This window comes from Pseudomonas anatoliensis (assembly GCF_017976235.1).
Classification (GTDB): Bacteria; Pseudomonadota; Gammaproteobacteria; order Pseudomonadales; family Pseudomonadaceae; genus Aquipseudomonas; species Aquipseudomonas anatoliensis.
In genome coordinates this window covers 59129-82499 of the sequence record NZ_JACVHC010000012.1, presented here as the reverse complement: position 1 = coordinate 82499, position 23371 = coordinate 59129, and the positions used below count along the sequence as shown (strand labels likewise).

22 protein-coding genes and 1 riboswitch are annotated in these 23371 nt (G+C 58.8%); of the genes, 9 read left to right on the top strand and 13 right to left on the bottom strand.

Going from position 1 to position 23371, the window contains the following annotated elements; translation table 11 throughout:
- Nucleotides 1-1292: calcium-binding protein (locus ICA16_RS27855; protein WP_210702126.1), on the top strand; the 1292-nt coding region annotated here is incomplete at its 5' end.
- An 85-nt stretch (nucleotides 1293-1377) separates the two neighbouring features.
- On the opposite strand, the gene ICA16_RS27850 is transcribed toward ICA16_RS27855, so the two are convergent.
- The 5 genes from ICA16_RS27850 to ICA16_RS27830 form a co-directional block, all read right to left on the bottom strand.
- Nucleotides 1378-4110, bottom strand: coding sequence for a winged helix-turn-helix domain-containing protein (locus tag ICA16_RS27850; RefSeq protein WP_210702125.1), 2733 nt, complete (start codon nucleotides 4108-4110; stop codon nucleotides 1378-1380).
- 311 nt (nucleotides 4111-4421) lie between these two features.
- On the bottom strand, nucleotides 4422-5786 hold the full coding sequence (locus ICA16_RS27845; RefSeq protein ID WP_150605511.1) for a DUF1329 domain-containing protein: 1365 nt from the start codon (nucleotides 5784-5786) through the stop codon (nucleotides 4422-4424).
- Between the two features lie 27 nt (nucleotides 5787-5813).
- Nucleotides 5814-7703, bottom strand: a complete 1890-nt coding sequence (locus tag ICA16_RS27840; RefSeq protein WP_150605510.1) for a DUF1302 domain-containing protein — start codon at nucleotides 7701-7703, stop codon at nucleotides 5814-5816.
- 336 nt (nucleotides 7704-8039) lie between these two features.
- On the bottom strand, nucleotides 8040-9722 hold the full coding sequence (locus ICA16_RS27835) for a fatty acid--CoA ligase (RefSeq protein WP_210702124.1): 1683 nt from the start codon (nucleotides 9720-9722) through the stop codon (nucleotides 8040-8042).
- A 272-nt stretch (nucleotides 9723-9994) separates the two neighbouring features.
- Nucleotides 9995-10624 carry a LysE family translocator gene (locus ICA16_RS27830; RefSeq protein WP_150616360.1) on the bottom strand — a complete coding sequence of 210 codons (630 nt, stop codon included), beginning with the start codon at nucleotides 10622-10624 and terminating at the stop codon, nucleotides 9995-9997.
- Between the two features lie 284 nt (nucleotides 10625-10908).
- Here ICA16_RS27830 and ICA16_RS27825 point away from each other — a divergent pair, with 284 nt between their 5' ends.
- From ICA16_RS27825 to ICA16_RS27815, 3 genes are all read left to right on the top strand, one after another.
- Nucleotides 10909-11874, top strand: a complete 966-nt coding sequence (locus ICA16_RS27825) for a 2-hydroxyacid dehydrogenase (protein WP_210702123.1) — start codon at nucleotides 10909-10911, stop codon at nucleotides 11872-11874.
- A gap of 32 nt (nucleotides 11875-11906) precedes the next feature.
- The gene (locus tag ICA16_RS27820) at nucleotides 11907-12905 is read left to right on the top strand and encodes a class I SAM-dependent methyltransferase (protein ID WP_210702122.1); all 999 of its coding nucleotides are present in this window, start codon (nucleotides 11907-11909) and stop codon (nucleotides 12903-12905) included.
- A gap of 39 nt (nucleotides 12906-12944) precedes the next feature.
- Nucleotides 12945-13069: riboswitch (yybP-ykoY riboswitch) on the top strand.
- Nucleotides 13070-13157: 88 nt separating this feature from the next.
- Nucleotides 13158-13742, top strand: a complete 585-nt coding sequence (locus ICA16_RS27815; RefSeq protein ID WP_042561019.1) for a TMEM165/GDT1 family protein — start codon at nucleotides 13158-13160, stop codon at nucleotides 13740-13742.
- Between the two features lie 91 nt (nucleotides 13743-13833).
- Here ICA16_RS27815 and ICA16_RS27810 read toward each other — a convergent pair whose 3' ends face one another.
- The 4 genes from ICA16_RS27810 to ICA16_RS27795 all read right to left on the bottom strand — a co-directional run bounded on the left by ICA16_RS27810 (nucleotide 13834) and on the right by ICA16_RS27795 (nucleotide 15885).
- Nucleotides 13834-14652, bottom strand: coding sequence for a M48 family metallopeptidase (locus ICA16_RS27810; RefSeq protein ID WP_150616364.1), 819 nt, complete (start codon nucleotides 14650-14652; stop codon nucleotides 13834-13836).
- Nucleotides 14653-14771: 119 nt separating this feature from the next.
- Nucleotides 14772-15395, bottom strand: coding sequence for an SOS response-associated peptidase (locus ICA16_RS27805; RefSeq protein WP_042561021.1), 624 nt, complete (start codon nucleotides 15393-15395; stop codon nucleotides 14772-14774).
- Nucleotides 15396-15432: 37 nt separating this feature from the next.
- Nucleotides 15433-15693: a putative signal transducing protein gene (locus ICA16_RS27800; RefSeq protein ID WP_150605302.1), complete on the bottom strand. Its 261-nt coding sequence runs from the start codon at nucleotides 15691-15693 to the stop codon at nucleotides 15433-15435.
- Nucleotides 15694-15702: 9 nt separating this feature from the next.
- Nucleotides 15703-15885: a CPXCG motif-containing cysteine-rich protein gene (locus tag ICA16_RS27795; RefSeq protein WP_042561023.1), complete on the bottom strand. Its 183-nt coding sequence runs from the start codon at nucleotides 15883-15885 to the stop codon at nucleotides 15703-15705.
- 142 nt (nucleotides 15886-16027) lie between these two features.
- Here ICA16_RS27795 and ICA16_RS27790 point away from each other — a divergent pair, with 142 nt between their 5' ends.
- Complete coding sequence (locus tag ICA16_RS27790; protein ID WP_191626512.1) at nucleotides 16028-17191, top strand: 1-acyl-sn-glycerol-3-phosphate acyltransferase; 1164 nt, start codon at nucleotides 16028-16030, stop codon at nucleotides 17189-17191.
- Between the two features lie 97 nt (nucleotides 17192-17288).
- Here ICA16_RS27790 and ICA16_RS27785 read toward each other — a convergent pair whose 3' ends face one another.
- Nucleotides 17289-17567 carry a hypothetical protein gene (locus ICA16_RS27785; protein WP_042561025.1) on the bottom strand — a complete coding sequence of 93 codons (279 nt, stop codon included), beginning with the start codon at nucleotides 17565-17567 and terminating at the stop codon, nucleotides 17289-17291.
- A gap of 192 nt (nucleotides 17568-17759) precedes the next feature.
- Between ICA16_RS27785 and ICA16_RS27780 the strand changes: the two genes are divergently transcribed.
- Complete coding sequence (locus ICA16_RS27780) at nucleotides 17760-17966, top strand: hypothetical protein (RefSeq protein ID WP_008083982.1); 207 nt, start codon at nucleotides 17760-17762, stop codon at nucleotides 17964-17966.
- A 185-nt stretch (nucleotides 17967-18151) separates the two neighbouring features.
- Here the strand turns inward: ICA16_RS27780 and ICA16_RS27775 are convergent, their stop codons facing one another.
- Nucleotides 18152-18736 (bottom strand): YajG family lipoprotein, encoded by a 585-nt coding sequence (locus ICA16_RS27775; protein ID WP_210702121.1) that lies wholly within the window; start codon nucleotides 18734-18736, stop codon nucleotides 18152-18154.
- Between the two features lie 205 nt (nucleotides 18737-18941).
- On the opposite strand from ICA16_RS27775, the gene ICA16_RS27770 reads away from it, so the two are divergent.
- Both ICA16_RS27770 and mqo read left to right on the top strand, forming a co-directional pair.
- The gene (locus ICA16_RS27770; protein ID WP_150605300.1) at nucleotides 18942-19175 is read left to right on the top strand and encodes a hypothetical protein; all 234 of its coding nucleotides are present in this window, start codon (nucleotides 18942-18944) and stop codon (nucleotides 19173-19175) included.
- A 708-nt stretch (nucleotides 19176-19883) separates the two neighbouring features.
- Nucleotides 19884-21392, top strand: a complete 1509-nt coding sequence (mqo, locus tag ICA16_RS27765; RefSeq protein WP_210555696.1) for a malate dehydrogenase (quinone) — start codon at nucleotides 19884-19886, stop codon at nucleotides 21390-21392.
- An 82-nt stretch (nucleotides 21393-21474) separates the two neighbouring features.
- Here mqo and ICA16_RS27760 read toward each other — a convergent pair whose 3' ends face one another.
- Together ICA16_RS27760 and ICA16_RS27755 are read right to left on the bottom strand one after the other, a co-directional pair.
- Nucleotides 21475-21762, bottom strand: coding sequence for a PA4642 family protein (locus ICA16_RS27760; RefSeq protein WP_210555695.1), 288 nt, complete (start codon nucleotides 21760-21762; stop codon nucleotides 21475-21477).
- 235 nt (nucleotides 21763-21997) lie between these two features.
- The gene (locus tag ICA16_RS27755; RefSeq protein WP_042561030.1) at nucleotides 21998-22555 is read right to left on the bottom strand and encodes a hypoxanthine-guanine phosphoribosyltransferase; all 558 of its coding nucleotides are present in this window, start codon (nucleotides 22553-22555) and stop codon (nucleotides 21998-22000) included.
- A 177-nt stretch (nucleotides 22556-22732) separates the two neighbouring features.
- On the opposite strand from ICA16_RS27755, the gene upp reads away from it, so the two are divergent.
- On the top strand, nucleotides 22733-23371 hold the full coding sequence (gene upp, locus ICA16_RS27750) for a uracil phosphoribosyltransferase (protein ID WP_042561031.1): 639 nt from the start codon (nucleotides 22733-22735) through the stop codon (nucleotides 23369-23371).

Below are 23371 nucleotides of genomic sequence, written 5' to 3'. Positions count from 1 at the left end.
CCCTGATCAGTGAAATCGACACCGTGCGTTCTTCGGTGGACTGGACCCTGGGCGCCAATCTGGAAAACCTGGTGCTGACCGGCACGGCCATCAACGGTAACGGCAACACACTGAACAACACGCTGACCGGCAACGCCGCAGCCAACACGCTCAACGGCGGCCTCGGCGCTGACACCATGATCGGTGGCGCTGGTGATGACACTTACATCGTGGATAACTACCAGGATGTGGTGATCGAACAGATCGGTGAAGGTCATGACCTGATCAAAACCAGTTCCAGCTACACCCTGTCGGCCAACATCGAGGACCTGACGATGGTTGGCAATGACCACTCGGTGTTGACCGGCAATGCGTTGAACAACGTGATCAGGGGTAATTCCGGCATCAACCATATCGACGGCGGACTAGGTGCCGACACCATGATTGGCGGCGCTGGCAACGACTCCTACAACGTGGACAATATCAATGATGTTGTCATTGAACTCGCCGACGAAGGGATTGATACCGTCAACACCAGTATCGACTACACACTGGCGGATAACGTCGATGATGGCCAGATGATTGGCAACGCCAACCTGAATCTCACTGGTAACGCACTTGATAACGTATTGCGCGGTAACGAAGGCAACAATATTCTCTCGGGCGGGCTCGGTGCTGACCGCATGATTGGTGAGGGCGGCGACGATATCTTCATCGTGGATAACGTCAATGACTTGGTGTTTGAATTTCCCCTCAATGGCGGTCACGACCTTATTCGGACTACTGTCGACTACTTCCTCGCGGAAAACGTCGAAGACGGTACTATGCTCGGCAACGCAGACTTGCGCCTGACAGGCAACAATCTCGATAACGTCCTGACCGGCAACTCCGGCAACAACATACTCATGGGTAATAATGGTACCGACACGCTGTACGGTGCAGAAGGTAACGACACTCTATATGGCGGATCGGGAAATACCACGTTGGTCGGTGGTACCGGGGCCGACACCTTTGCCTTCACCAATATGATCGTGATGGGACTCGAAACAGGCACAGGCCGTTCGCATAACGTCGTTAACGACTTCAACGCGTTGGAAGGGGACAAGATTGATTTCTCCAGTTTCGATATTGATCCGATGGCGCTTGGCTACCAACACCTGACGTTCATTGGCTCAAATGAATTCACCGGAACCGGACAACTGCGCTTTGCGGATCAGGTCCTGTCGGGCAACTTGAGCGAAATCCTAGGGGGTTACTTCGAGGTGCAAATGGTGGGTGTGAACTCTCTCACCGCGAACGACGTATTGGTCTGACCTTTTCGCTCTTGCTGCGAATCGAAATACGCAAATGACAATACCCCGCCAGGGCGGGGTGTTTTTTGTTCGTGCTCTTTATCCCTCAGACCAACACCCCCAACGCCTTGGCCCGCGCCACTGCCTGTGTACGCCGCTCAACCCCTAGCTTGCTGTTGATGTGGCTGGCATGGGTTTTCACCGTGTGCAGCGAAATGAACAACTGCTCGCTGATTTCCTGGTTCGAACAACCTTGCGCGATCAGCCGCAGTACCGCCAGTTCACGACTGCTGAGCTGTTCGGTCGTGCTCGATTCCACCGCCGGACGGGATGTCGCTGGCGGAAAGTGTTGCAGCAGTTGCTGTCCTGCCAACGTTGGCGACGCCTGCAATTGTCCGCGCAACCAGTCCACGTGTGCTTTGACCAAAGCCTCGAACGGCTGCAGCACGCCCCCCGCCGCTGCCTCCAGCGCCTGACTCAGCGCTTTGCGCGCCTCCGCTTCGCGCCCGTTCGCCAACAGCAACGCCACCTTCTGCGTCAACGCCATCACACTGAGCAACTGGCGCCCGGTTTGCTGGCCGTTTTCGTGCAATACGTTCAAGCGCCCCTCGGCGAGCATCGGTTGCCCCTGAATGACATCGAGCAGTGCCTGTTGCAGTTCGACATGCAAAGGCAGCTGTGGATGAAATTCCGGAGGCGCCGCTGCACGTTCGCCCGTATAAGTCTGGCCCAACCGCGCGAGCCAGGCTTCGGCCAGATCGGTGCGACCCTGCGCCAGCCACAGCTCACATTTGACCAGGGTGATCATCGCCAGATAGTAGATCGGCGGCACGTCCCAGATGTGCATCAGCCGTTCGGCTTCGGCGAGTTCGGCGAAGGCTTTGGCGAATTCGCCACTGGTACCGTCCAGGCGGGCGATCACGCAGTGACCGATCAACACGCTGATGTCACGACAGGCCCGAGCTTCACTGAGCCCGGCCAATAACCGCACGCGTGCGAGCTGCGGCTGCAAGCGCATCGCCAACAGAAAACCTTCGTACAGCGTCAGTCGCGCGCGCACGGCATACAGGCGCTGCGGGGAAAGTCCGCGCAACCGTTCCAGGCCCTGATGGACTTCATCGAGCGAACGCTGAATTTCACCGCGAGCCTGCAGAACGCGGGCGCGATCGTAATGCGCCAGTGCTTCGAATAACGGATTACCGACGCGTTGCGCCAACTCAAGGGACTCACGATTCAATCCCCGCGCGCGCCACAGATCACCGTCGGCAATCGCCAGGTTGGATAACGTCGACAAGCACATCAGCCGCTGGCCGTAGCGCTTGGCCGGCAGGCTTTCGAGCGCTTCGCTGCAGTACTTGAGCGTCAACTCGCGATGACCGCGTCCACGCGCGATGATCCCGCTCAACGCCAGCCATTGCGCCAGCATCGATTTTTGCGCCGTGGCCGATGGTGCCGGCAGAAAGCGGCTCAGATGGCTGGACAATTCTTCGGCCGCGTCGAGCTGACAGGCCAGTCCCAGGGCCCAGCTATACAACACGATCAAGCGCGGCGTGCTGATCAGCAAGCTGTCGGGCAAGTCCATTTTCCAGCGCAGCAGCATGCCGACATTCTGCTCGGCCAGCAGTTGCTCCTCCGACAGGTTCTGCACCAGATTCGCCGCCACATCCAGATGGCCGGCACGCAACGCCTGCTCCACGGCCTCATCGAGCAAACCCTGAGCGTTGAACCAGCGACAGGCGCGCAAATGCAATGTTGCGGTGGGCACCATGGCCTGAGCAACCGGGCGACTGCGCAACAAGTCGGAAAACAAATGGTGATAGCGATACCAGTGCCCGTGCTCATCCAGCGGCACCAGAAACACCTGATGCGCCTGCAGGAAACGCAGGATCTCGGCACTGTCATGGGCTTCGCGGACGGCATCGCACAGTTCGCTGCAAAAGCGCTCCTGCGGTGCCGTGTCGTAGAGAAACGATTGCACTTCGATGGGCAGGCAATCGATGACTTCTTCGAGCAGATAGTCGCGGATCAGCCCTTCACCGCCATTCAACGCTTGCGGCAACGCTGCTTCACTGCCGGCTTCAGATGCTGCCAGCAGCCAGAAACGCAGTCCGGCGACCCAGCCTTCGCTGCGCTGGATGAGGTTTTCCAACGCTTCGCCGCGCAGTGAAGTGCTGTGGCGATCGAGCAATGTCAGGGCTTCGTCGTGGGTCAGGCGCAAATCCTGCTCGTGCAGTTCCAGCAATTGCCGCGACAGTCGCAAGCGCGCCAGGTGCCAGTCAGGGCGCTGCCGACTGGTGACCATCACCAGCAACCCCTCGGGCAAGTGATTGAGGAAAAACTGCAGGCAACGGTCGAGCACCGGGCCTTGGGCAAGATGGTAATCGTCGAGCACCAGCAACAAGGGTGTCGCCGGATCAAGGTGCTGCGCCAGTTCATCAAGCAAGCCGTCGAGCCATTCTTCGAAGGCAAACGGCTGGTGACGTTGACGCATCTTCAGCAGGCCGAGTGCGCGGCTGCCCAATTGTGGAAAGTAGTCCTGCAGGCCTTCGAGCAAGCGCTCGAGAAAGCGACCGGGGTCGCTGTCCCGTGGGCTCAGGCCCAGCCAGAGACTTTGCCAATGCACCGGCAGACTTTGGCAAAACTCCACGGCCAGCGAACTCTTGCCGAAGCCTGCGGGGGCGCTGACCAGCAACAGCCGTCCACCGAGTCCTGCTTGCAGGCGCTCGCAAAGGCGTGGTCGCAACACGTGTCCGTCAGGCAGCGGCGGGCGAAAAAAACGCCCGTCCAGTGCCGCGACGGCAACGCTTGCGGGACCCGGAAGTGGGGACAGATCAGTCATGGCCGGCTCTTGTTCGAATTGCTGTTGGCGGCGTTGCAGATGTCCGCAGACTAGCCTTAAACGAACCGGTTATGAAGGTAGCTGCTACAAATGGCTACAAAAAGGCTACAAGGACCTCCACGCCAAATCCTGTAGGAGCTGCCAAAGGCTACGATCTTTTGACGTTGGAGTTTCAGAATCAACAGCAGGATCAAAAGATTGCAGCCTTCGGCAGCTCCTACACAAAGCGCTGCAAAAATGATCAGCAAAAAAAAACGCCCCAAACCAGTCGGGGCGTTTTCACGAGGATGCGGCCTCGGGTTTACAGCGGTTTAACGAACACCTTCCTGACGCAGAGCGGCCGGGGTGAAGTCGCTGGTGGTCGCGGTGAAGCCAAAGTCATACGCACTCTTCTCTTCGTTCTTCATGCCCAGCGCCAGGTAGCGGCCGGATTGCAGGTCGTAGAGGGTTTCCAGGGCGTACCACGGCACTTGCTTGTCGTAGTAGTTCTCGGCATGCGCCTCGGCCACACGCCACAGCTGACCACGACCGTCGTAATGGTCGATGACCGCTGCCTGCCAGGTGTCCTCGTCGATGTAGAAGTCACGTTTGGCGTAGATATGGCGCTGACCTTCTTTCAGGGTCGCAACCACGTGCCAGACGCGGCGCAGCTCGTAACGCGCCAGATCCTGGTTGATGTGGCCGGCCTTGATGATGTCGGCGTATTTCAGTTTCGGATCGTCGAGTTTGTAGCTGTCGGAGGCGATGTACATCTCTTTCTTGCCTTCGAGCTTCCAGTCATAGCGATCCGGCGCGCCGTTGAACATATCCAGGTTGTCGGAAGTACGCAGACCGTCCGCCGCAGTACCCGGGCCGTCATAGGACACTTGCGGTGCGCGGCGCACCCGGCGCTGACCGGCGTTGTAGACCCACGCCGAACGTGGCTCTTTAACCTGGTCGAGGGTTTCGTGCACCAGTAGCACACCACCGGCCAGACGTGCCGGCGCGGTCACTTTCTGCTTGAAGTAGAACAGGATGTTGCCAGGGTTCGCCGGATCGTAGTCCTTCATCTTGTCGCGGAACACGAACTGATCCTGGAAGTACACCAGGCTGTACGAACCGTTCGGTTGCGGTGTGGCCTGGGTCACCAGACGCGTCACGCTGCCACCACGATAGCGGGTGATGTGGTTCCAGATGACTTCGACGCCGGTTTTCGGAATCGGGAACGGCACAGCCGTCTCGAAGTTTTCCAGACCGTTGCCGCCCGACACCAACGTGGTGGTGGTGGCGTTTTTCTTGATGGAGGCGAACACCTCATCCGGCACGGTAGCGCCGCGATGCGACGGGTAGACCGGCATCTTGAAGGTTTCCGGGTAGCGCTTGAACATCGCGTACTGGCCCGGCGCAAGTTTGTCCTTGTACTTGTCGACATCCTTGGCAGTGATGGTGAACAGCGGTTGCTCACTGGCGTAAGGGTTGGACAGGAAGCCACGCGCGTCGACCGTGCCGGCATTCTTCGCCAACGGCTTCCAGGCCGGGATCGAACCATCGGCGTTGCCCGCCATTTCTGCGCCCATCGGGGTCAGACTCTTGCCCAGCTTGTCCGCTTCGCCAGCAGGCACTGCGGCCATGACGCCGGTCGCCAGCAGCGACAGACCCAGAACACCCGCGTGGAACAGACTTTTTGTTATTTTCATAAATTCGTTCGTCCTGAAATGCAGTGCTTAGAAGTTCACGCCGAAGCTGAGCGCAACGAAGTCGCGGTCATCCACGGTGGTGTACTTGCCGTCGAAGAAGTTGGTGTAAGCCAGGCTCGCGGTGTAGGTGTTCTGGTACTCGGCATCGACGCCCAGACTGACCGCTTTGCGACCTTCCTCGAAGTTGCCGCCTGGGCCAGGCGAGTAGCCGCTGACGTCATGGGACCAGGCCACGTTCGGCTTGAGGTTCACACCGGCGAAGACGTCGTTGTAATCCCAGATGGCCCGACCGCGATAGCCCCACGACATCGATGTGGTGAAGCCGTCGTTGTCGCAATTGCGGCTGCGGTTGTTCTGCGGTGAACCCGGCCCTGCACCATTGATTGTGCTGGCGTTGAGAATGTTGGCGCAGGTATTGATAGCGCCAGTGGCCGGCAACTCACCCGGACCATAAACCGGATCCCGGCCATAACGCTTGTCGGAACGGCTTTCCAGACCGCCCACGTAGGTCATGCCCGCTTCACCAACGAGGGTCAGACGGCTGGCGCCCATGACCTGATCGAAGAAGTGCGTGAAGGTCGTCTGCAGTTGGGTGATTTCCTTGCGCTCATAGCCGTGCAGATCCTGACCAGGAACGCCATTGAGCAGAGAAGCGTTGGTCAGTGCGCCGCCCAGCGGACGAACACCGGCGAACAGGATGTCGGTGGAGTTCAGTTGTACTGGAGCATTCGGGCGATAGCTGATTTCACCGCTCCACGCCGTACCGGTAGGCAGGGTGGTGGAGAAGCTCAGGCCGTAGAGGCGAATGTCCTCAGGGTATTCAATAAAGTAATTCGAGTTGCCGGCCACCAGCAGTGGTGCGAGAGCAGCGAACGGCCCAGGCAAAGACGCTGCGGTGTTATAGACCGACTGTGGCGCACCGGTGGCGCTGAAGATCGGCGCACGGCTGTGGTAGTTCATGAAGTACGCGCCGAACTCGGTATCCAGAGGCTCGAACATGTACTTCAGGGACGCGCCCCACTGACCGCTGTCACGGGCATCGCGGTCCGGACCACGGCGCACCAGAACGCCTTCCTGATTGACATCGACGCCGTTGGCGGCCAACGGCCCCAGTGCAACGGCCGGAATAGTCGAACGCTTGTTCAGCACGCGCAGGTTGTCGTTGCAACCGTCGGCGACAATGTCCGGCTGCGAGAAGAAAGTGCCGCAGTTATCGACAACGGTCTGGTCCCATTCGAGCTGGTAGAAGGCTTCGGCCGACAGGTTGTCGGTCAGGCTCTGAGACACGTAGAACATGTTGACCGGGATCAGGCCTTCCTTGATCTCGGCACCTGGACGGCGGAAAGCAGACACGTCGATCGGGTTGATCGAGTTGATGCCGCCACCGATGAAGGTACTTTCACCCCAGCTCACCACCTGCTTGCCCAGACGCACCGAGCCCGGCTGATCGGCGATGGCGTAGTTGTGGTAGACGAAGGCGTCGAGGATCTGCCCACCGGAGGACTTGGCGCCTTCCTTGCGGTTGTTGTCACTGATGTCCTTGAACTGACGGCTTTCATCCTTGAGTTCGAAGTCGTACCAGTACTTGCCACGGACGAACACGCCGGTGTCGCCATATTTCAATTCAAGGTCATGAATGCCCTTGAAGATCTTCGAAAATGTTTCGCCGCTCTTGAAGTTGGCGTGGCCATCGTCAGAAGTCTGCGACAGACCGTGACCGCCATTGTTGACGCCGATGAGGTTCTTGTTCGGGCTCTGGGTAGACCAACTTGCGCCGATCGACAGGGATGAATCGAACTGACCTTCGATTTCACCAACGTTGAAACTGACGCCGAATGCAGGCCCGGCGAGCGAGGAAGCAAGACTGACTGCCAGAGGCAGTTTCGCCCGGCGCCAGAACTGGTTTACTGAGGTCATCGACGCTACTCCATGTGCATTATTGTTATGGCAGTGAGTACTTTTAAAAACGTCTGGAGGACCGGATGCCAAAGGCTGTCCGACGTCACTCCAAAGATGCATCGCCCCGTTTTGTGCGTGTGCCACGTTCTTAAAAATCCTTGAGTGGACTATAGCCAGCAGGTTGTAGAGCTTGATCCCTCTAAAGTGTGATTTGCAGCTGCCGACCACTCTGGAACAGTCCTTTCGCCAGTCCGACAGGTGTCGGCATGGCAAGGATGGCTGAAATTTTCGATTTCACAAGGCAAGCGCTTGCTTGGCGGGTCTGGCGCGCCGTTTTCGGCGCGCCAGCAGACACTAAAGTGTCGAGAGGAAGGTGCTGTTATTGGCCTGCCATTCAGTGATGTCGAGGCGGATGCGCTTCTTGTCGAGCTTGCCGACGCTGGTCTTGGGAATTTCGGTAACAAGGGCGATCTGGCTTGGAATCGCCCACTTGCTCAGGTGCCCCAATTCCACGAATGGCTTGAGGTGTTCCTTGAGCTCGCGCGCCCCGATTTCGTGCCCTTCGCGGATCACCAGCAAGGCAAACGGGCGCTCGCCCCACTGCGGATCGGCGATGCCCACCACTGCTACTTCGCGTACCGCGACGTGACGGCTGATCAGGTCTTCGAGGTCCAGCGAGGAAATCCATTCGCCGCCGGTCTTGATCACGTCCTTGATCCGGTCACGGATGTCGATCACGCCCATGCTGTCGAGCGTCGCGACGTCGCCGGTGTGCAGCCAGCCGCCGGCCCACAGTTCGGCGCCTTTTTGCGGTTCGTTGAAATAACCTTCGGTCAGCCACGGCGCACGCAGCACCAGCTCGCCTTGGGTTTCGCCATCGGCCGGGAGGAAGTTGCCGTCGGCATCAACGATTGCGGCTTCTACCAGTGGCCCCGGCACACCAGCCTTGATTCGATAGGTGGTGCGCTCATCTTCGGTGCCGGCCATCAGCTCATCGTTGAGGTGCGCGCACGACACCAATGGCCCGGTCTCGGACATGCCATAAGCGGCGGTCAGTTGAATGCCGCGAGCCTTGGCGGTTTCGTACAACGTGCGGTTGAGTGCGCTGCCGCCAATGACGATTTTCCAGCCGCCGAAATCGGTGTCCTGCGCACTTTTGGCGTTGAGCAGCATTTGCAGGATGGTCGGCACGCAATGAGAGAACGTGACTTTCTCTTTGCGCCACAGCTCCACCAGAAACTCCGGATCGTAGCGCCCCGGATAAACCTGTTTGAGCCCGAGCATGGTCGCCACGTAAGGCAGGCCCCACGCGTGTACATGGAACATCGGCGTGATCGGCATATAAACGTCGTTGGTGCCGAGCAGGCGCACGCTGTCGATGGAGCCCATGATCGTCGACACGCCCATGGTGTGCAGCACCAGTTGCCGATGGGTGAAGTACACGCCTTTCGGGTTGCCGGTGGTACCGGTTGTATAGAACGTGGTGGCGACCGAGTTTTCGTCGAAGTCCTCAAAGTTGTACTGCGGGCTGGCGGCGGCCAGCAGTTGCTCGTACTCGCCCACCAGGTTCGGCAGCTCGGCGGTTTTTTCCGGCAGATCGGTCAGCAGCAGGGTTTTCTCGACCGTGGTCAGGTGCGGCGCGATCGCCTGGTACAAGCCGACGAACTCGCTGTTGACCAGCACAAAGCGGTCCTCGGCGTGGTTCATGGTGTAGAGGATCTGTTCCGGTGACAGGCGCACGTTGATGGTGTGGATCACTGCGCCGATCATCGGAACGGCAAACATGCATTCCAGGTAACGGTGACTGTCCCAGTCCATCACCGCCACGGTGTCACCGGCCTTGACGCCCGCAGCCGTCAGCACGTTGGCCAGCCGCGCCACGCGTTCGATCAGGGTCGGGTAGCTGTAGCGCAACTGGTCACGGTAGATGATCTCGCGGGTTTTCTCGTAACGGGCACCGGACATCAGCAGCCGCTTGATCAGCAATGGATACTGGTAGGCCCCATCGGCTGGGGGAATGACGCGAGTCTGCAACATAAGAATCCCTTTTCTGACGGCTCGGTGTTGGCGTAGAGATTTGTACTCTAAAACCCTTATACGCCAGCCAAATCAGCCAAAGGAATGATTTGCAGAGCCGTACAAATGCTAGCTTTGCGCCAGCATTTGCAGGATGGAAGGGGAAAGTCATGAACGAGCCCTTTGTAGGAGCTGCCGAAGGCTGCGATCTTTTGATCTTGTCTCTCAAAAACAGATCAAAAGATCGCAGCCTTCGGCAGCTCCTACATGGGGAGTCGGCCAGGGCCAGCCGATCAATGCATTTCGGTGAACGCGATTTTCACACCGAGGGCGATCAGCACCGCGCCCATGGTGCGATCGAACCAGTGGCCCATGCGGGCGAAACCGGCGCGTACGCGTTGCTGACTGAACAGCATGGCCACCAGGCAGAACCAGAAAGCGGTCGCGACGGCGAGGTAAACGCCATAACCGGCCTGCACCGCCAGCGGCGTGTGCGGGTTGATCACCACGGTGAACAACGACAGGAAGAACAGCGTGGCTTTCGGATTAAGGCCATTGGTGACGAAGCCCGAAGTGAACGCACCACGGGCGGTTCGCTCACCCGCTTCCTTGTGCAGGTCATCGGTGACGGTTTTTGCCGGTTGTGCACGCAAGGCCTTGAAGCCGATGTACAGCAGGTACGCCGCAGCCGCCCATTTCAGTGCGTTGAACAGCACAATCGACTGCGACACGATCAAACCGATGCCCAGCAGCGAATAGCCCACATGCAGGAAAATCGCCGTGCCCACACCCAGCGCCGTCCAAGTGCCGGCGCGTCTTCCGTGGGTGACGCTCTCGCGCACGACCACGGCAAAGTCCGGGCCGGGGCTGGCGACGGCCAGCAGGTGGATCAGCGCAACGGTCAAGAACTCGGTCCAGTACATGGGGGCTCCTTTTTAATGGTTAAAAATTATTCTCAAGCGAACTCAACCCTGTGGCGAGGGGATTTATCCCCGATGGGATGCGAAGCAGCCCCAAAACTGTTGCCCGCGGTGTGTCTGGCACACTGAGGTGAATTGTCAGGGGGCTGCTGCGCAACCCATCGAGGCGGTGCGACGTTTCGCTAAATCCCCTCGCCACAGGGAGTAGTGCCTTTACGTAACGATTTGTTTCATCTGGTAGGCTCGGCAGATTACGCCTTCCGTTCACAGCACAAAAGGTACAGTTGATGACGAACCCGCGCCGCGCCGTATTCCTTGATCATCCTTCACTGGATCTTGGCGATCTCGACCTCAGCCCGTTGCGCGCCTGCTTCAGCGACTTGCAATTGTTCGCTCAGACCTTGCCTGAACAGGTTGCCGAACGCCTGCAAGGTGCCACCGTGGCGATCAGCAACAAGATCCTGATCGACGCCGCCGCCATGGCCGCCAACCCTGACCTGAAACTGATCCTGATCACCGCCACTGGCACCAACAACGTCGATCTGGTGGCCGCTCGTGCCCACGGCATCACGGTATGCAACTGTCAGGGTTACGGCACGCCATCGGTGGCGCAACACACGATCATGCTGTTGCTCAACCTCGCCACCCGCCTGGCCGATTATCAAAAAGCCGTCGGCGAAGGCCGCTGGCAACAGGCGAAACAGTTCTGCCTGCTCGACTACCCGATTGTCGAACTTCAAGGCAAAACCCTCGGCTTGCTCGGTCATGGCGAACTCGGCAGCGCCGTCGCGCGACTGGCCGAAGCGTTTGGCATGCGCGTATTGCTCGGGCAGATCCCGGGGCGCCCTGCCCGAGCGGATCGTTTGCCGCTGGATCAACTGCTCCCGCAGATCGACGCCCTGACCTTGCACTGCCCGCTCAACGAACACACTCGCCACTTCATCGGCGCCCGCGAACTGGCCTCGATGAAACCCGGCGCGTTCGTGGTCAACACCGCCCGCGGCGGGCTGATCGATGAACAGGCACTGGCCGATGCTTTGCGCGCCGGTCATCTGGGCGGCGCCGCCACTGACGTGCTGAGTGTCGAGCCGCCCACCCAAGGCAATCCGCTGCTGGCCGCCGACATTCCGCGTCTGATCGTCACGCCACACAACGCCTGGGGCAGCCGCGAGGCGCGGCAGCGCATCGTCGGTCAATTGACCGAAAACGCCGAAGCGTTCTTCAGCGGTAAGGCGCTGCGGGTCGTCAGTTGATAGACTGCGGCACTTTTTTTTGAGGAGCAGATATGGATCCGCGCAGTGAAGTACTGCTTCGTCAGCCCGAGTTATTCCAGGGTTCGCTGTTGTTGGCCGGTTTGCCTGCCGACGATTTGCTCGGGCGCCTGCCCAACGCGTTTGGCTGGTGCTGGCATGCTGGCGACCAAAACGCCCTGGAGGCACGCTTCGAAGGGCGTAGCCATTTCGGCGTGAACATTCCAGAGCGCGAGTTCGACAGCGCCGTGGTGTTCCTGCCCAAGTCCAAGGACTTGACCGACTACATCCTCAACGCTGTGGCCGCGCGTCTGGCCGGGCGCGAAGTTTTTCTGGTCGGGGAGAAACGCAGCGGCATCGAAGGCGCTTCCAAGCAGCTCAACCCGTTCGGCAAGCCGCGCAAGCTCGACAGCGCGCGGCACTGCCAGCTCTGGCAAGTCACGGTAGCCAATGCCCCTGAAATGAAGTCGCTGGAAAGCCTGGCACAAACCTATGAATTGCCACTGGCCGAAGGTCCGCTGAAAGTCATCAGCCTGCCGGGCGTGTTCAGCCATGGTCGACTGGATCGCGGCAGCGCCCTGCTGCTCGATCATCTGGACAAACTGCCAAGCGGCCATCTGCTGGATTTCGGCTGTGGCGCTGGAGTGTTGGGCGCTGCGGTAAAACGTCGCTACCCGCACAACCAGGTCACTTTGCTCGACGTCGACGCGTTTGCCGCCGCCAGCAGCCGTCTGACCCTTGCCGCCAACGGGCTGGAGGCTGAAGTGCTGACCGGTGACGGTATCGATGCTGCACCGATGGGTCTGAGCGCGATTCTGAGCAATCCGCCGTTTCATGTCGGCGTCCATACCGATTATTTCGCAACCGAGAACTTGCTGCGAAAAGCAGCCAAACATCTGAAAAACGGTGGCGAACTTCGCTTGGTTGCCAATAGCTTCCTGAAGTATCAGCCGCTGATTGAAGAGCACCTCGGGGTCTGTGCGATCAAGGCCGAGGGGAACGGTTTCCGGATTTACCGGGCCAAGCGCGGCTGAAAATTTGTTCTTGCTCTATCGGATTTGCGAAGGCAGAATCCGCTCCGTCCTAGGGGAGTAGTCTCCCACGAGCACCAAGCTCGTCCGGCATACGTCAACATACTTGATCCTCAGATCATGGCGTATGCGACCCAAGCGTCCGCATCAGACGGATTGCAGGGTTTGACAAGACCTATGACACGCACACCTTACCCGGGGCGGGAAGGCTGTACGTGTCATAGCCGTGTCGACCCGCCCCTTAGGAAAATCCTGATGCTGGACTCGTTACTCGTTCCCACCGCAATCGTTGCCTTGGCCGAAATCGGCGACAAGACGCAACTGCTCGCGCTGATTCTGGCCGCACGCTTTCGCAAACCCTGGCCGATCATTGCCGGCATCGTCGCTGCGACCCTGGCCAACCACGCAGCAGCCGGTGCGGTAGGTGCCTGGTTTGGCAGCTTCTTCTCCGACTCCGTGTTGCACTGGATTCTCGCCGCAAGCTTCGCCGCCACTGCGCTGTGGACATTGGTCCCGGACAAAATGGATGACGATGAAGCCAGCACCGCGCGCAAGTTCGGGCCGTTCCTCACTACGCTTATCGCGTTCTTTCTTGCCGAGATGGGCGACAAAACCCAGGTCGCAACGGTGATGCTCGCCGCGCAATATCCGGAGTTGTGGCTGGTGATTATCGGCACCACGTTGGGCATGCTGATTGCCAACGTGCCGGTTGTACTGGCGGGTAATTTTGCCGCGGACAAACTGCCGCTGACCTTGATCCGACGCCTGGCGGCCTCGGCATTCCTGATTCTGGCGCTCGTTGCGGTGTACAAGGCGATGCAAAGCAGCGGCTGGGTTTAACACCCCTGACTGATGTGGCACTGACCTGTGGTGAGGGGATTTATCCCCTCACCACAATGAAATCCCGTCAATCATAGAATCTGCGAGAGTCTCAGGACTTCGGAGCTTTTTCGTACAGCGGCATCACCTTCGGAATCGCCGCCTGCAACGAAGCGATCCGACTGGTCGACGCCGGGTGAGTGCTCATGAACTCTGGCGGCGAGCCTTCCGATGCCTTGCTCATCTTGTTCCACAGGGTGATTGCGGCATTCGGGTTGAAGCCGGCGCGAGCAGCCAGTTCCAGACCGATAAGATCGGCTTCGTTTTCATTGGCGCGGCTGTTAGGCAAGGTCATGCCGTAGTTGGCCACGGTGTCGGCCAGCGCCAGGCTGTCCTGGCCAAGACCGAGCAGTGCGCCCGCGCCCTGTTTGGCCATTTCAATGCCATAGGCCTTGGACATCGCTTCCCGACCATGCTCGCGCAGGGCGTGGGCGATTTCATGGCCGATGATTGCGGCAATTTCATCGTCGGTAAGTTTCAGGCTGTCGATCAGCCCGGTGTAGAAAATGATCTTGCCGCCGGGGCCGCAGTTGGCGTTGAGTTCATCGCTCTTGATCAGATTGACTTCCCACTTCCACTGCGCCGAATCCGGACGGAAATTCGGTGCCTGGGCGATCAGACGGCTGGAAATGGCCTGAACCCGTTTTGCGTCGCTGCTGGTCTTGTCCAGCACACCCTTGGTCGACGCCTCGCCTACGGTCTTCTGATAGGACTGGGCATACATCTGATCGACCTCTTGCGAGGACAGCATGCTGAACATGTATTGCTTGCGCTCCACACCCACGGCGCCGCCGCTGGTGGTGTTGACCGACTGACAACCGGCCAGCAACAGCGCTGCGCTCAGTGCACTTACAACCAATGTCTTGTTCATTCAAAAGCTCCCTGAAAACCTGTCGCGTATCGTAGGTGGGTAATTGTATTGGCGCCAGATACAACGGACGTGTTGCAGCGACTTTCAGACATATCCCGTCAGAGCAAAAGCCCCTCACCCTAACCCGGGGTCAGACACTCCGGCCCATTGAGCTTCGGATCATTGACCATGTTCGCCAACACCCGCTCGCGCAACGCGGCGGGTTCACTGGCAAGCAATGCTTGCAAAGCATGCAGCGGCGTTGCTGGATCCAGCCACGCGGCCTGCCCCGCCTCATCCAGAATCAACGGCCGACGCTGACTGGCGGCTGATTGCGTGATCACCGCCGTGCTCAACCACACCTGCTCCTGCACCGGGTACGCTTCCCAGATCGCCGCAAAAAACAGCGAAGCACCCTCCCCCGGCGTCAGCCAGTACGGCCGCTTGCGCTGGGTGCCGCGCCATTCATAAAAGCCGTTGGCCGGCAGCAGGCAGCGACGCAAACGCAACGCCTCGCGAAACATCGGTTGCTCGGCCACGGTTTCGGCGCGGGCGTGCGCCGGGGTGCGCGACAAGTCCGTCAGCCACGGCGGCGTCAACCCCCAGCGGGCTCGGGCCAGCGTGCGCTCGCCGTCTTCACCGGCACGCAGCATCAGCACCGAATCGTTGGGGGAAATGTTCCACTGCGCCAGTTGATCGGCAGGAAAACCTGGCAGGGCCGCGAAGTCGCGGTTCCAGCGAAACAGGGCATAACGTCCACACATGGGGCAACACGACTCAAAAAATAAAACGAACGCCAGCCTAACAGACCAGCGTACCGGGGAAGCTCTCCGGTTCGTCGCCGGGCAGCGGCAGCGCGGCATTGTACGCGGTGATCAGCTCGAGGGCGTATTGGGCCTGATCGTTATCGACCGACAGCCCCAGCAACCCGAAGATCGGCAACTCGCCCGTGCCGCCGAGCAAATCCCGGCCCACCAGATGCGCCTCGATACCTTCACTGGCGAGCATGCCCTTGAGCATCTCGCCTTCCATCAGGTTTTCCGGCTCGTAGATTCGCTGCATGGGCGCCCCTCACTCGTTTTCGCTGAAGACTTCCAGATGCCATTCCTCACCGTGAACCTGCAATACAAACGTAATCGGCCGACAGCACACCTGACAGTCCTCGATATAAGTCTGATCGCCGCCGGACAAGTCCACCGACGTCTCTACCTGCTCCCCACAATAAGGACATTCATACAGTGCGGCTTCCAGCATCGCGGTCTCCCAAGTGACTTGTGCGTATAATCGCCGGTCTATTTGCAGGGCTATTTTTGTCTGGCTATTTTTTCAGACCGTGCCCCGTTGGTTTTCGATCAAAACCTTTACTTACCCTAGCCGTTTCCAACAAGAGAGCATGATGGGCGAATTCGATGCCATCCGACCTTACGACGACAGCGAAGTACCTGTGGTACTGGCAAGACTGCTCGGCGACAAGGCGTTTCTAGATATCCTCACCCACTTCCGCTTCCCGCGTTTTGCCGGTCCTTTCGGCTGGATGCTCAAACCACTTATAGCCCATCGGCTGCGTCGTGAGTTTGCCGACGTGACATCGGTGGCGACTTTGCAGGATAAGGTCGAGGCTTACGTCGACCACACTATCGAGCGCGCCACCGACGGCGTGACCTACACCGGGGTCGAGCAATTCAAGTCCGGCAGCGCGTATCTGTTCATCGCCAACCACCGCGACATCGTCATGGACCCAGCATTCGTCAACTATGCCGTGTACCACGCCGGCCTGCCGACGCCGCGTATCGCGATCGGTGACAACCTGCTGCAGAAGCCGTTCGTCAGCGACCTGATGCGTCTGAACAAGAGTTTCATCGTGCATCGCTCGATCACCGGCCGTCGCGAGAAAATGGCCGCGTATCAGTTGCTGTCGGCGTACATCAACCACTCGATCCGCAACGACTGCGCCTCAATCTGGATTGCTCAGGCCGAAGGCCGGGCGAAGGATGGCGACGACCGCACCGAGTCGGCGATCCTCAAGATGTTCCACATGAGCCGCAAGGACGAGCCGTTCGGCGAAGTGATTCAGTCGCTGAACGTCACCCCGGTGTCGATCAGCTACGAATACGATCCGTGCGACCAGGCCAAGGCCCGCGAGCTGTACATCCGCGCCACCACCGGCACCTACAGCAAAGTGCCGGGCGAGGATGACGTGAGCATTGCCAAGGGCATCACCGGCTACAAGGGCCGGGTGCACGTGAACTTTGCTGCGCCGATCACCGAGTTGTTCGAAGACACCAAACTGTTGGCAGTCGAGATGGACAAGCAGATTCTCGGCGGCTACCGGTTGTTCCCCGTGCATTACCTGGCGTATGCGCAATGGGCCGATGCGGATCCGCAACTGAATGTGCCCAAAGCTGCCGAGGTGTTCCCGGCGGATGAGCTGGCCAAGGCGCAGGAGGAGTGGCAGTCACGGCTGGACGCTTGCCCTGAAGAGCATCGTCCGTATCTGGTGCTGCAATATGCAACGCCGGTGCGTAACCAGTATCGGGTCAAGGCTGGGTTGGCGCTTTAAGACATAAGCAAGATCAAAAGATCGCAGCCTCCGGCAGCTCCTACAGGGTAAATATCTATCCCCTGTAGGAGCTGCCGAAGGCGGCGATCTTTTGATTTTAAAATTGGGTACTGATCCAGGAAATGACCAGCGCCAGACCCAGGCAGGCAAAACCGAAGCGATAGAAAAAGCGGTTCATGCGCAACGTCGACCAATCCAGAATCGGTTCGGCGTTCGGCTGAGCCTGGCGCTGTGCTGCGATGCTGGCCGATGCGCGTTGTTCGCGGCGGCGGGTCGCGTGCAGCAGCCAACTGCCGGGAAACGCCAACAACAGCGCCAGCAGATTGATCAATTTGGCGGGATGATTGGTAAACAGCGTCATCAAATGCAGCGACATCACAGACCTCAAACTTAATCAGTGTGGCAGGCGCCAGACCGACGACCGCGGCGCGATTCTACCGAAACCTGCCTGCCCCGCCCCAGCCTTTACGACAAATAACGTGACAATCGACCGATGGCTGTCCTGTGTCACGGCTTCGTCATGTGGATGCACCACCATGCGCGCCTCGAAATACACATGGAACGCGTCATGCTTCACGCTGAAAACCAGGATCGTCTGTACCTCATCACCCCTTACGACGAGCAGCAAAGTCTCGTTGGCAGCCTTGCCTTCAATGTTCAAGATCGTCATTGGCTGGTGTATTGCGCGCTGGGCGGGCATCAGCATGCGGATTTGCCTGAAACGGATTTGCTGACGGGGGTTAGCGTTCTCGATTTTTATTCGCAAGCTGCCTGAACGATACGCCCCTGTAGGAGCTGCCGCAGGCTGCGATCTTTTGATTTTGATTGTTTGAAAACAAGATCAAAAGATCGCAGCCTTCGGCAGCTCCAACAGGGATGGGGGTGTGCAGGTAGAGATGTAGGCATGAAAAAGCCCGGAACCATCACTGGCCCCGGGCTTTTTCACATCAGGCGAGCAGCTTATTCAGCCAGAACCTGACCCACGGTCGGATCCTTGAACAGACGTGTCAACGCATCGCTCAACACGTCGCTAACCAGCTTGGTGTTGGTTTCCTGATTCGGCGCCATGCCGAAGCGCTGGTCCAGCGAAGCACCGTAACGGCCGCTGTAGCGACGGTTGGCGTTCTGCACGTCAGAGCGGAAGGTTGCGCCGATGGTCGCTTCGGTCACGTACATGCCTTCTTTGGGCGACTGATATTTCAGTTCGGCCAAGGTCACAGTCAGTTGCGGAGCGTTAGGTGCGTTGTTGGTCGGGGTGAACCCGAGCAAACGCACGGCGGCTTCAGCCTGAGCCTGCAACTTCGGCAGGATCTGCTCGCGCTGGACGGTGATGGCGCTGGTCTCAGGGTACAGACCGCCACGGGTGCCCAGGGTTGGCGACGGACGACCGTCAACCACACGCACGACGACTGGCTGGCCACGGCCGACCGCAGGCAATTGCGTGGTCAGCTTCGGTTCCGGACTCAGTTGTTGCGGGCTGTGGGCGCAGCCGGCCAGAGTCAAACTGGCCACAGTGATCAAACCGAACAACAGGCGTTGCAACATGCTTTTCTCTCCAGAATCAGGCACAAACAGGCCCGCAGTATAGCGGTGGGCCACTGCGGGTCACCAGCACCCGACGGTGAATACTGAAATGTCTGACAAACCCCGTCGAAAGCGGTTCCTGTCACAGATTCTTCACCCGCCATACATGTGCACGTCACGGCTCGCCGGCATCCTTCAAATCAGTCCTCCAACAAGGTACTCGGCCATGCGTTATCTGATCTCGTTGTTCGCGCCACGCCCGCTGCATCGCAGCTTTGCTTTGCTCGACCGCAACGGCCTTTGCCAAGCGTTCAAACAGTGCAGCCTGCAACCGATGGGCGATGGCTGGGTGGAAATAGAAGAAATCCGCCTCACCTGGTTGAACCAGCCGCTGCCCGCCAGCGCCCGGGTCGTACCGCGTCAAATGCGCGCACGGGCGCAGGTGCAGTTGAGCATCTGACCGGATGCCTAATAAAAGTCATTAAACTCGACCAACTCCGCGCATTTCTTCGATACAATCTCCCCCCGATTATAAGGACGTCTCCTGATCGGGCCCCGCAACACCGTCAATGCGCTTGCATTGGCATCAAAAATCGCCCACAGAGAGCCGCCCACACAGATCGAGTGAAGTTGGCGCGCTTGCCTGTTCTTCCGGCAAACCCCCGCTTTTCGCGAATCTGCAGAGCTGTCATCACGCTCGGCCACCGCGTTGTTTTGCCCTTGCGGGCAGGGTGCCAGGCATGGACAGCCCTTTTTGAGGTTCACGTCTTCAAAAGAGCGTGAAAAAAACGGGTTTTCACAACTTCACAAGAGTGTGGCGAGCAAATGAATAGTTTTGCGTCTGAACATGCACCATTAGCGTCTGAAACAGCCCAACGACACAGGACCGGGTATACCTCGAATACCGGAGCCTGAAGCCTGTCCGCTACGGATTTGGTTGCACAAAAACGGATGTCTCGACCATAAGTCGAATTGCCAGCCGGGCGCTGAAATGAGTTCATGGAGCTCTGGAAGCCACGCCGCACGCATCCGTCAAAGTTGCGAAGAATTGCGAAGATTCGGACATGGCGAAACCTGACCACGGATAGCCGGGACACAACTGACCTGTCCCTGAATGCCTGGCAGCCATGCCGACAATTTGGTGCTGCAGATTTTGGAGACGCGTTAAATGGCGCATAACGAAGCAGTCGACGTAGTACTGGTTGGGGCCGGCATCATGAGTGCCACCCTGGCAGTGCTGCTCAAAGAGCTCGATCCGGCGATCAAACTGGAAGTTGTCGAGCTGATGGACTCCGGTGCTGCGGAGAGTTCCAACCCGTGGAACAACGCCGGTACCGGCCACGCTGGCCTGTGCGAGCTGAACTACACGCCGCAAGCGGCCGACGGCAGCGTCGATATCAAGAAAGCCGTGCACATCAATACCCAGTTCGAGGTGTCCAAGCAGTTCTGGTCGTACCTGACCAAAAAAGGCACCTTCGGCTCGTGCAAATCCTTCATCAGCCCGGTGCCGCACCTGAGCTTCGTGCAGGGCGACAGCGGCGTGTCCTTCCTCAAGTCACGCTTCGATGTGCTGAGCAAGCACCACGCTTTCTCGGACATGGAGTACACCGAAGACAAGGCCAAAATGGCCGAATGGATGCCATTGATGATGCCGGGCCGCTCGAGCGATGAAGTGCTCGCCGCGACCCGCGTGATGAACGGCACCGACGTCAACTTCGGCGCCCTGACCAATCAGTTGCTCAAGCACCTGACCAGCGCTCCCGACGCCCAGGTCAAATACTGCAAGCGCGTCACCGGCCTCAAGCGTAACGGCAGCGGCTGGACCGTCAGCATCAAGGACGTCAACAGCGGCAGCAGCCGTGAAGTCGATGCCAAATTCGTCTTCCTCGGTGCCGGTGGCGCGGCCCTGCCGTTGCTGCAGGCTTCGGGTATCGAAGAAAGCAAAGGCTTCGGCGGCTTCCCGATCAGCGGCCAGTGGCTGCGTTGCGACAACCCGCAAGTGGTCAAACAGCACCAAGCCAAGGTTTACAGCCAGGCTGCCGTAGGTTCGCCACCGATGTCGGTGCCGCACCTGGACACCCGCGTGGTCGATGGCAAGAAATCCCTGCTGTTCGGGCCATACGCCGGTTTCACCACCAAGTTCCTCAAGCACGGCTCCTTCATGGACCTGCCGCTGTCGGTTCGCGCCGGCAACATCGGGCCGATGCTGGCGGTGGCAAAAAACAACATGGACCTGACCAAGTATCTGGTCAGCGAAGTGATGCAGTCGATGGAACAGCGTCTGGAATCCCTGCGCCGTTTCTACCCGGAGGCGAAAGCCGAAGACTGGCGCCTGGAAGTGGCCGGCCAGCGGGTACAGATCATCAAGAAAGACCCGAAAAAGGGCGGCATCCTGCAATTCGGTACCGAACTGGTCGCGGCCAAGGACGGTTCTCTTGCGGCCCTGCTCGGCGCTTCGCCGGGTGCGTCGGTGACCGTTTCGATCATGCTGGAATTGATCGAGAAGTGCTTCCCGGGCAAAGCGTCCGGCGAGTGGGCTGGCAAACTGGCGGAAATCTTCCCGGCCCGTGAAAAGGTTCTGGAAACCGATGCTGCGCTGTATCGCAAGATCAACACGCAGAACAACATCGCCCTGGAACTGGTTGAAGAAAGCAGCGAGACGCCAAGCTACGCTTGATCTTGCGGCAAAAAAAACGCCCCGATCGGGGCGTTTTTTATGTCTGTCAGAAGGCTGCGATCTTTTGATCTGTCTTTTGACCTTAGCCGCGAGCTTTTTCGATCAGCTCGATGTACTCCGGGGCGTTGCGCTGATCCTTGATCTGATCAACAAACGTCTGGCCCTGCTCGTCCTTGCCATCGAGGTCATACCCGGCCTCGACGAAGAACGTCAGAAACCGCTCGAAGTCGTCGATACGCAGACCACGGTAAGCCTTGATCAGTTTGTGCAGCGACGGCGAAGTGGCGTCGACCGGTTCAAAATCGAGAAACAGCTTGATCTGCTCATCGCCGATCTCGTCACCAATCACTTGTTTCTTATCTTTACGCATTGCCGACTCCAGCTCGCAGACATGACACGGGGCGGGCAGTTTACCCCTGCCCTGCCGCTCGGCTCAACGCGCACGCACGCTGCCGGTGTGCAAATTGGCCTGAAAACTGTGCATCGGCGGGGCCAAGCACTTTAGCAGCCCCTAAAAGCAAAAGATCGCAGCCTGCGGCAGCTCCTACAGGGTGTACATCAATCCCCTGTAGGAGCTGCCGCAGGCTGCGATCTTTTGATCTTGCTTACATGCCTTTAACGGCAAAGATCCCGTTGGCGTTGCGCCAGTAGCCTTTGTAGTCCATGCCGTAACCGAAGATGTAACGGTCGATGCACGGCAGGCCGACGAAATCGGCTTTGAGGTCAGGACGCGCCTTGCGGTCGTGATCCTTGTCGATCAGCACGGCGGTGTGCACTTTGCGCGCGCCGGCGTGTTTGCAGTAATCGATGATCGCGCCCAGGGTATGCCCTTCGTCGAGGATGTCGTCGATGATCAGCACGTCACGGTCAAGGAACGAGACTTCTGGCTTGGCCTTCCAGAACAGGTCGCCGCCGCTGGTTTCGTTGCGATAACGGGTCGCGTGCAGGTAGGACGCTTCCAGCGGGAAATGCAGATGAGTCAGCAGCTTGCCGGAAAAAATCAGCCCGCCGTTCATCACGCAGAACACCACCGGGTTGCTCTCGGCCAGTGTTTCGTTGATTTGTGCACCGACGCGGGCAATGGCGGCCTCGACTTCAGACTCGGTGTACAGGCAGTCAGCCTCTCGCATGATTTGACGGATATGCTCGAGATCAGCGGACATGGCGCTCTCCGGGGGATGATTGAAGGGGGGGATAGTCGCGAAAAGCGGGCAAAGGTACGCATCTCGCACGACTGAATCAAGCCTTTATGGACTAACGTACTCTATGTCCTATAGGACATCACCCTCGGATAGATTAATCTAGGCCGGTTTTTTTGCCCGCCGCCGGAGCCTTTCCCCATGTCCATCCAAGAGATCCGCCATCCGCTGATCCGTCACAAACTTGGCCTTATGCGCCGCGCAGACATCAGCACCAAGAATTTCCGCGAGCTCGCTCAGGAAGTCGGTGCGCTGTTGACCTACGAAGCTACCAAAGACCTGCCGCTGGAAACCTACGATATCGAAGGTTGGTGCGGCACCGTGTCGGTCGAGAAAATCGCCGGCAAGAAGATCACTGTCGTGCCAATCCTGCGTGCCGGTATCGGCATGCTCGAAGGCGTGCTCAGCCTGATCCCGGGTGCCAAGGTCAGCGCTGTGGGTGTTGCCCGCAACGAAGAAACCCTGCAAGCCCACACCTATCTGGAAAAACTGGTTCCGGAAATCGACGAACGTCTGGCGATGATCATCGACCCGATGCTCGCCACCGGCAGCTCCATGGTTGCGACCATCGACCTGCTGAAAAAGGCTGGCTGCAAGGAAATCCGCGCGATGGTGCTGGTTGCCGCGCCGGAAGGCATCGCCGCTGTAGAAAAGGCTCACCCGGACGTGACCATCTACACCGCCTCGATTGATGAACGTTTGAACGAACACGGTTACATCATCCCAGGGCTTGGCGATGCCGGTGACAAGATCTTCGGCACCAAGCAGAAGGACGCGTGA

Coding starts and splice junctions, on each gene's coding strand:
- ICA16_RS27835 (WP_210702124.1), bottom strand. CDS start 9,722: ATGTTGCAGACTCGCGTCATTCCCCCAGCCGATGGGGCCTACCAGTAT.
- ICA16_RS27770 (WP_150605300.1), top strand. CDS start 18,942: ATGCGTTATCTGATCTCGTTGTTCGCGCCACGCCCGCTGCATCGCAGC.
- ICA16_RS27795 (WP_042561023.1), bottom strand. CDS start 15,885: ATGCTGGAAGCCGCACTGTATGAATGTCCTTATTGTGGGGAGCAGGTA.
- ICA16_RS27850 (WP_210702125.1), bottom strand. CDS start 4,110: ATGACTGATCTGTCCCCACTTCCGGGTCCCGCAAGCGTTGCCGTCGCG.
- ICA16_RS27785 (WP_042561025.1), bottom strand. CDS start 17,567: ATGTCGCTGCATTTGATGACGCTGTTTACCAATCATCCCGCCAAATTG.
- ICA16_RS27810 (WP_150616364.1), bottom strand. CDS start 14,652: ATGAACAAGACATTGGTTGTAAGTGCACTGAGCGCAGCGCTGTTGCTG.
- ICA16_RS27755 (WP_042561030.1), bottom strand. CDS start 22,555: ATGTCCGCTGATCTCGAGCATATCCGTCAAATCATGCGAGAGGCTGAC.
- ICA16_RS27805 (WP_042561021.1), bottom strand. CDS start 15,395: ATGTGTGGACGTTATGCCCTGTTTCGCTGGAACCGCGACTTCGCGGCC.
- ICA16_RS27760 (WP_210555695.1), bottom strand. CDS start 21,762: ATGCGTAAAGATAAGAAACAAGTGATTGGTGACGAGATCGGCGATGAG.
- ICA16_RS27780 (WP_008083982.1), top strand. CDS start 17,760: ATGCTTCACGCTGAAAACCAGGATCGTCTGTACCTCATCACCCCTTAC.
- ICA16_RS27825 (WP_210702123.1), top strand. CDS start 10,909: ATGACGAACCCGCGCCGCGCCGTATTCCTTGATCATCCTTCACTGGAT.
- ICA16_RS27775 (WP_210702121.1), bottom strand. CDS start 18,736: ATGTTGCAACGCCTGTTGTTCGGTTTGATCACTGTGGCCAGTTTGACT.
- ICA16_RS27820 (WP_210702122.1), top strand. CDS start 11,907: ATGGATCCGCGCAGTGAAGTACTGCTTCGTCAGCCCGAGTTATTCCAG.
- ICA16_RS27815 (WP_042561019.1), top strand. CDS start 13,158: ATGCTGGACTCGTTACTCGTTCCCACCGCAATCGTTGCCTTGGCCGAA.
- ICA16_RS27790 (WP_191626512.1), top strand. CDS start 16,028: ATGGGCGAATTCGATGCCATCCGACCTTACGACGACAGCGAAGTACCT.
- ICA16_RS27845 (WP_150605511.1), bottom strand. CDS start 5,786: ATGAAAATAACAAAAAGTCTGTTCCACGCGGGTGTTCTGGGTCTGTCG.
- mqo (WP_210555696.1), top strand. CDS start 19,884: ATGGCGCATAACGAAGCAGTCGACGTAGTACTGGTTGGGGCCGGCATC.
- ICA16_RS27840 (WP_150605510.1), bottom strand. CDS start 7,703: ATGACCTCAGTAAACCAGTTCTGGCGCCGGGCGAAACTGCCTCTGGCA.
- ICA16_RS27800 (WP_150605302.1), bottom strand. CDS start 15,693: ATGCAGCGAATCTACGAGCCGGAAAACCTGATGGAAGGCGAGATGCTC.
- upp (WP_042561031.1), top strand. CDS start 22,733: ATGTCCATCCAAGAGATCCGCCATCCGCTGATCCGTCACAAACTTGGC.
- ICA16_RS27830 (WP_150616360.1), bottom strand. CDS start 10,624: ATGTACTGGACCGAGTTCTTGACCGTTGCGCTGATCCACCTGCTGGCC.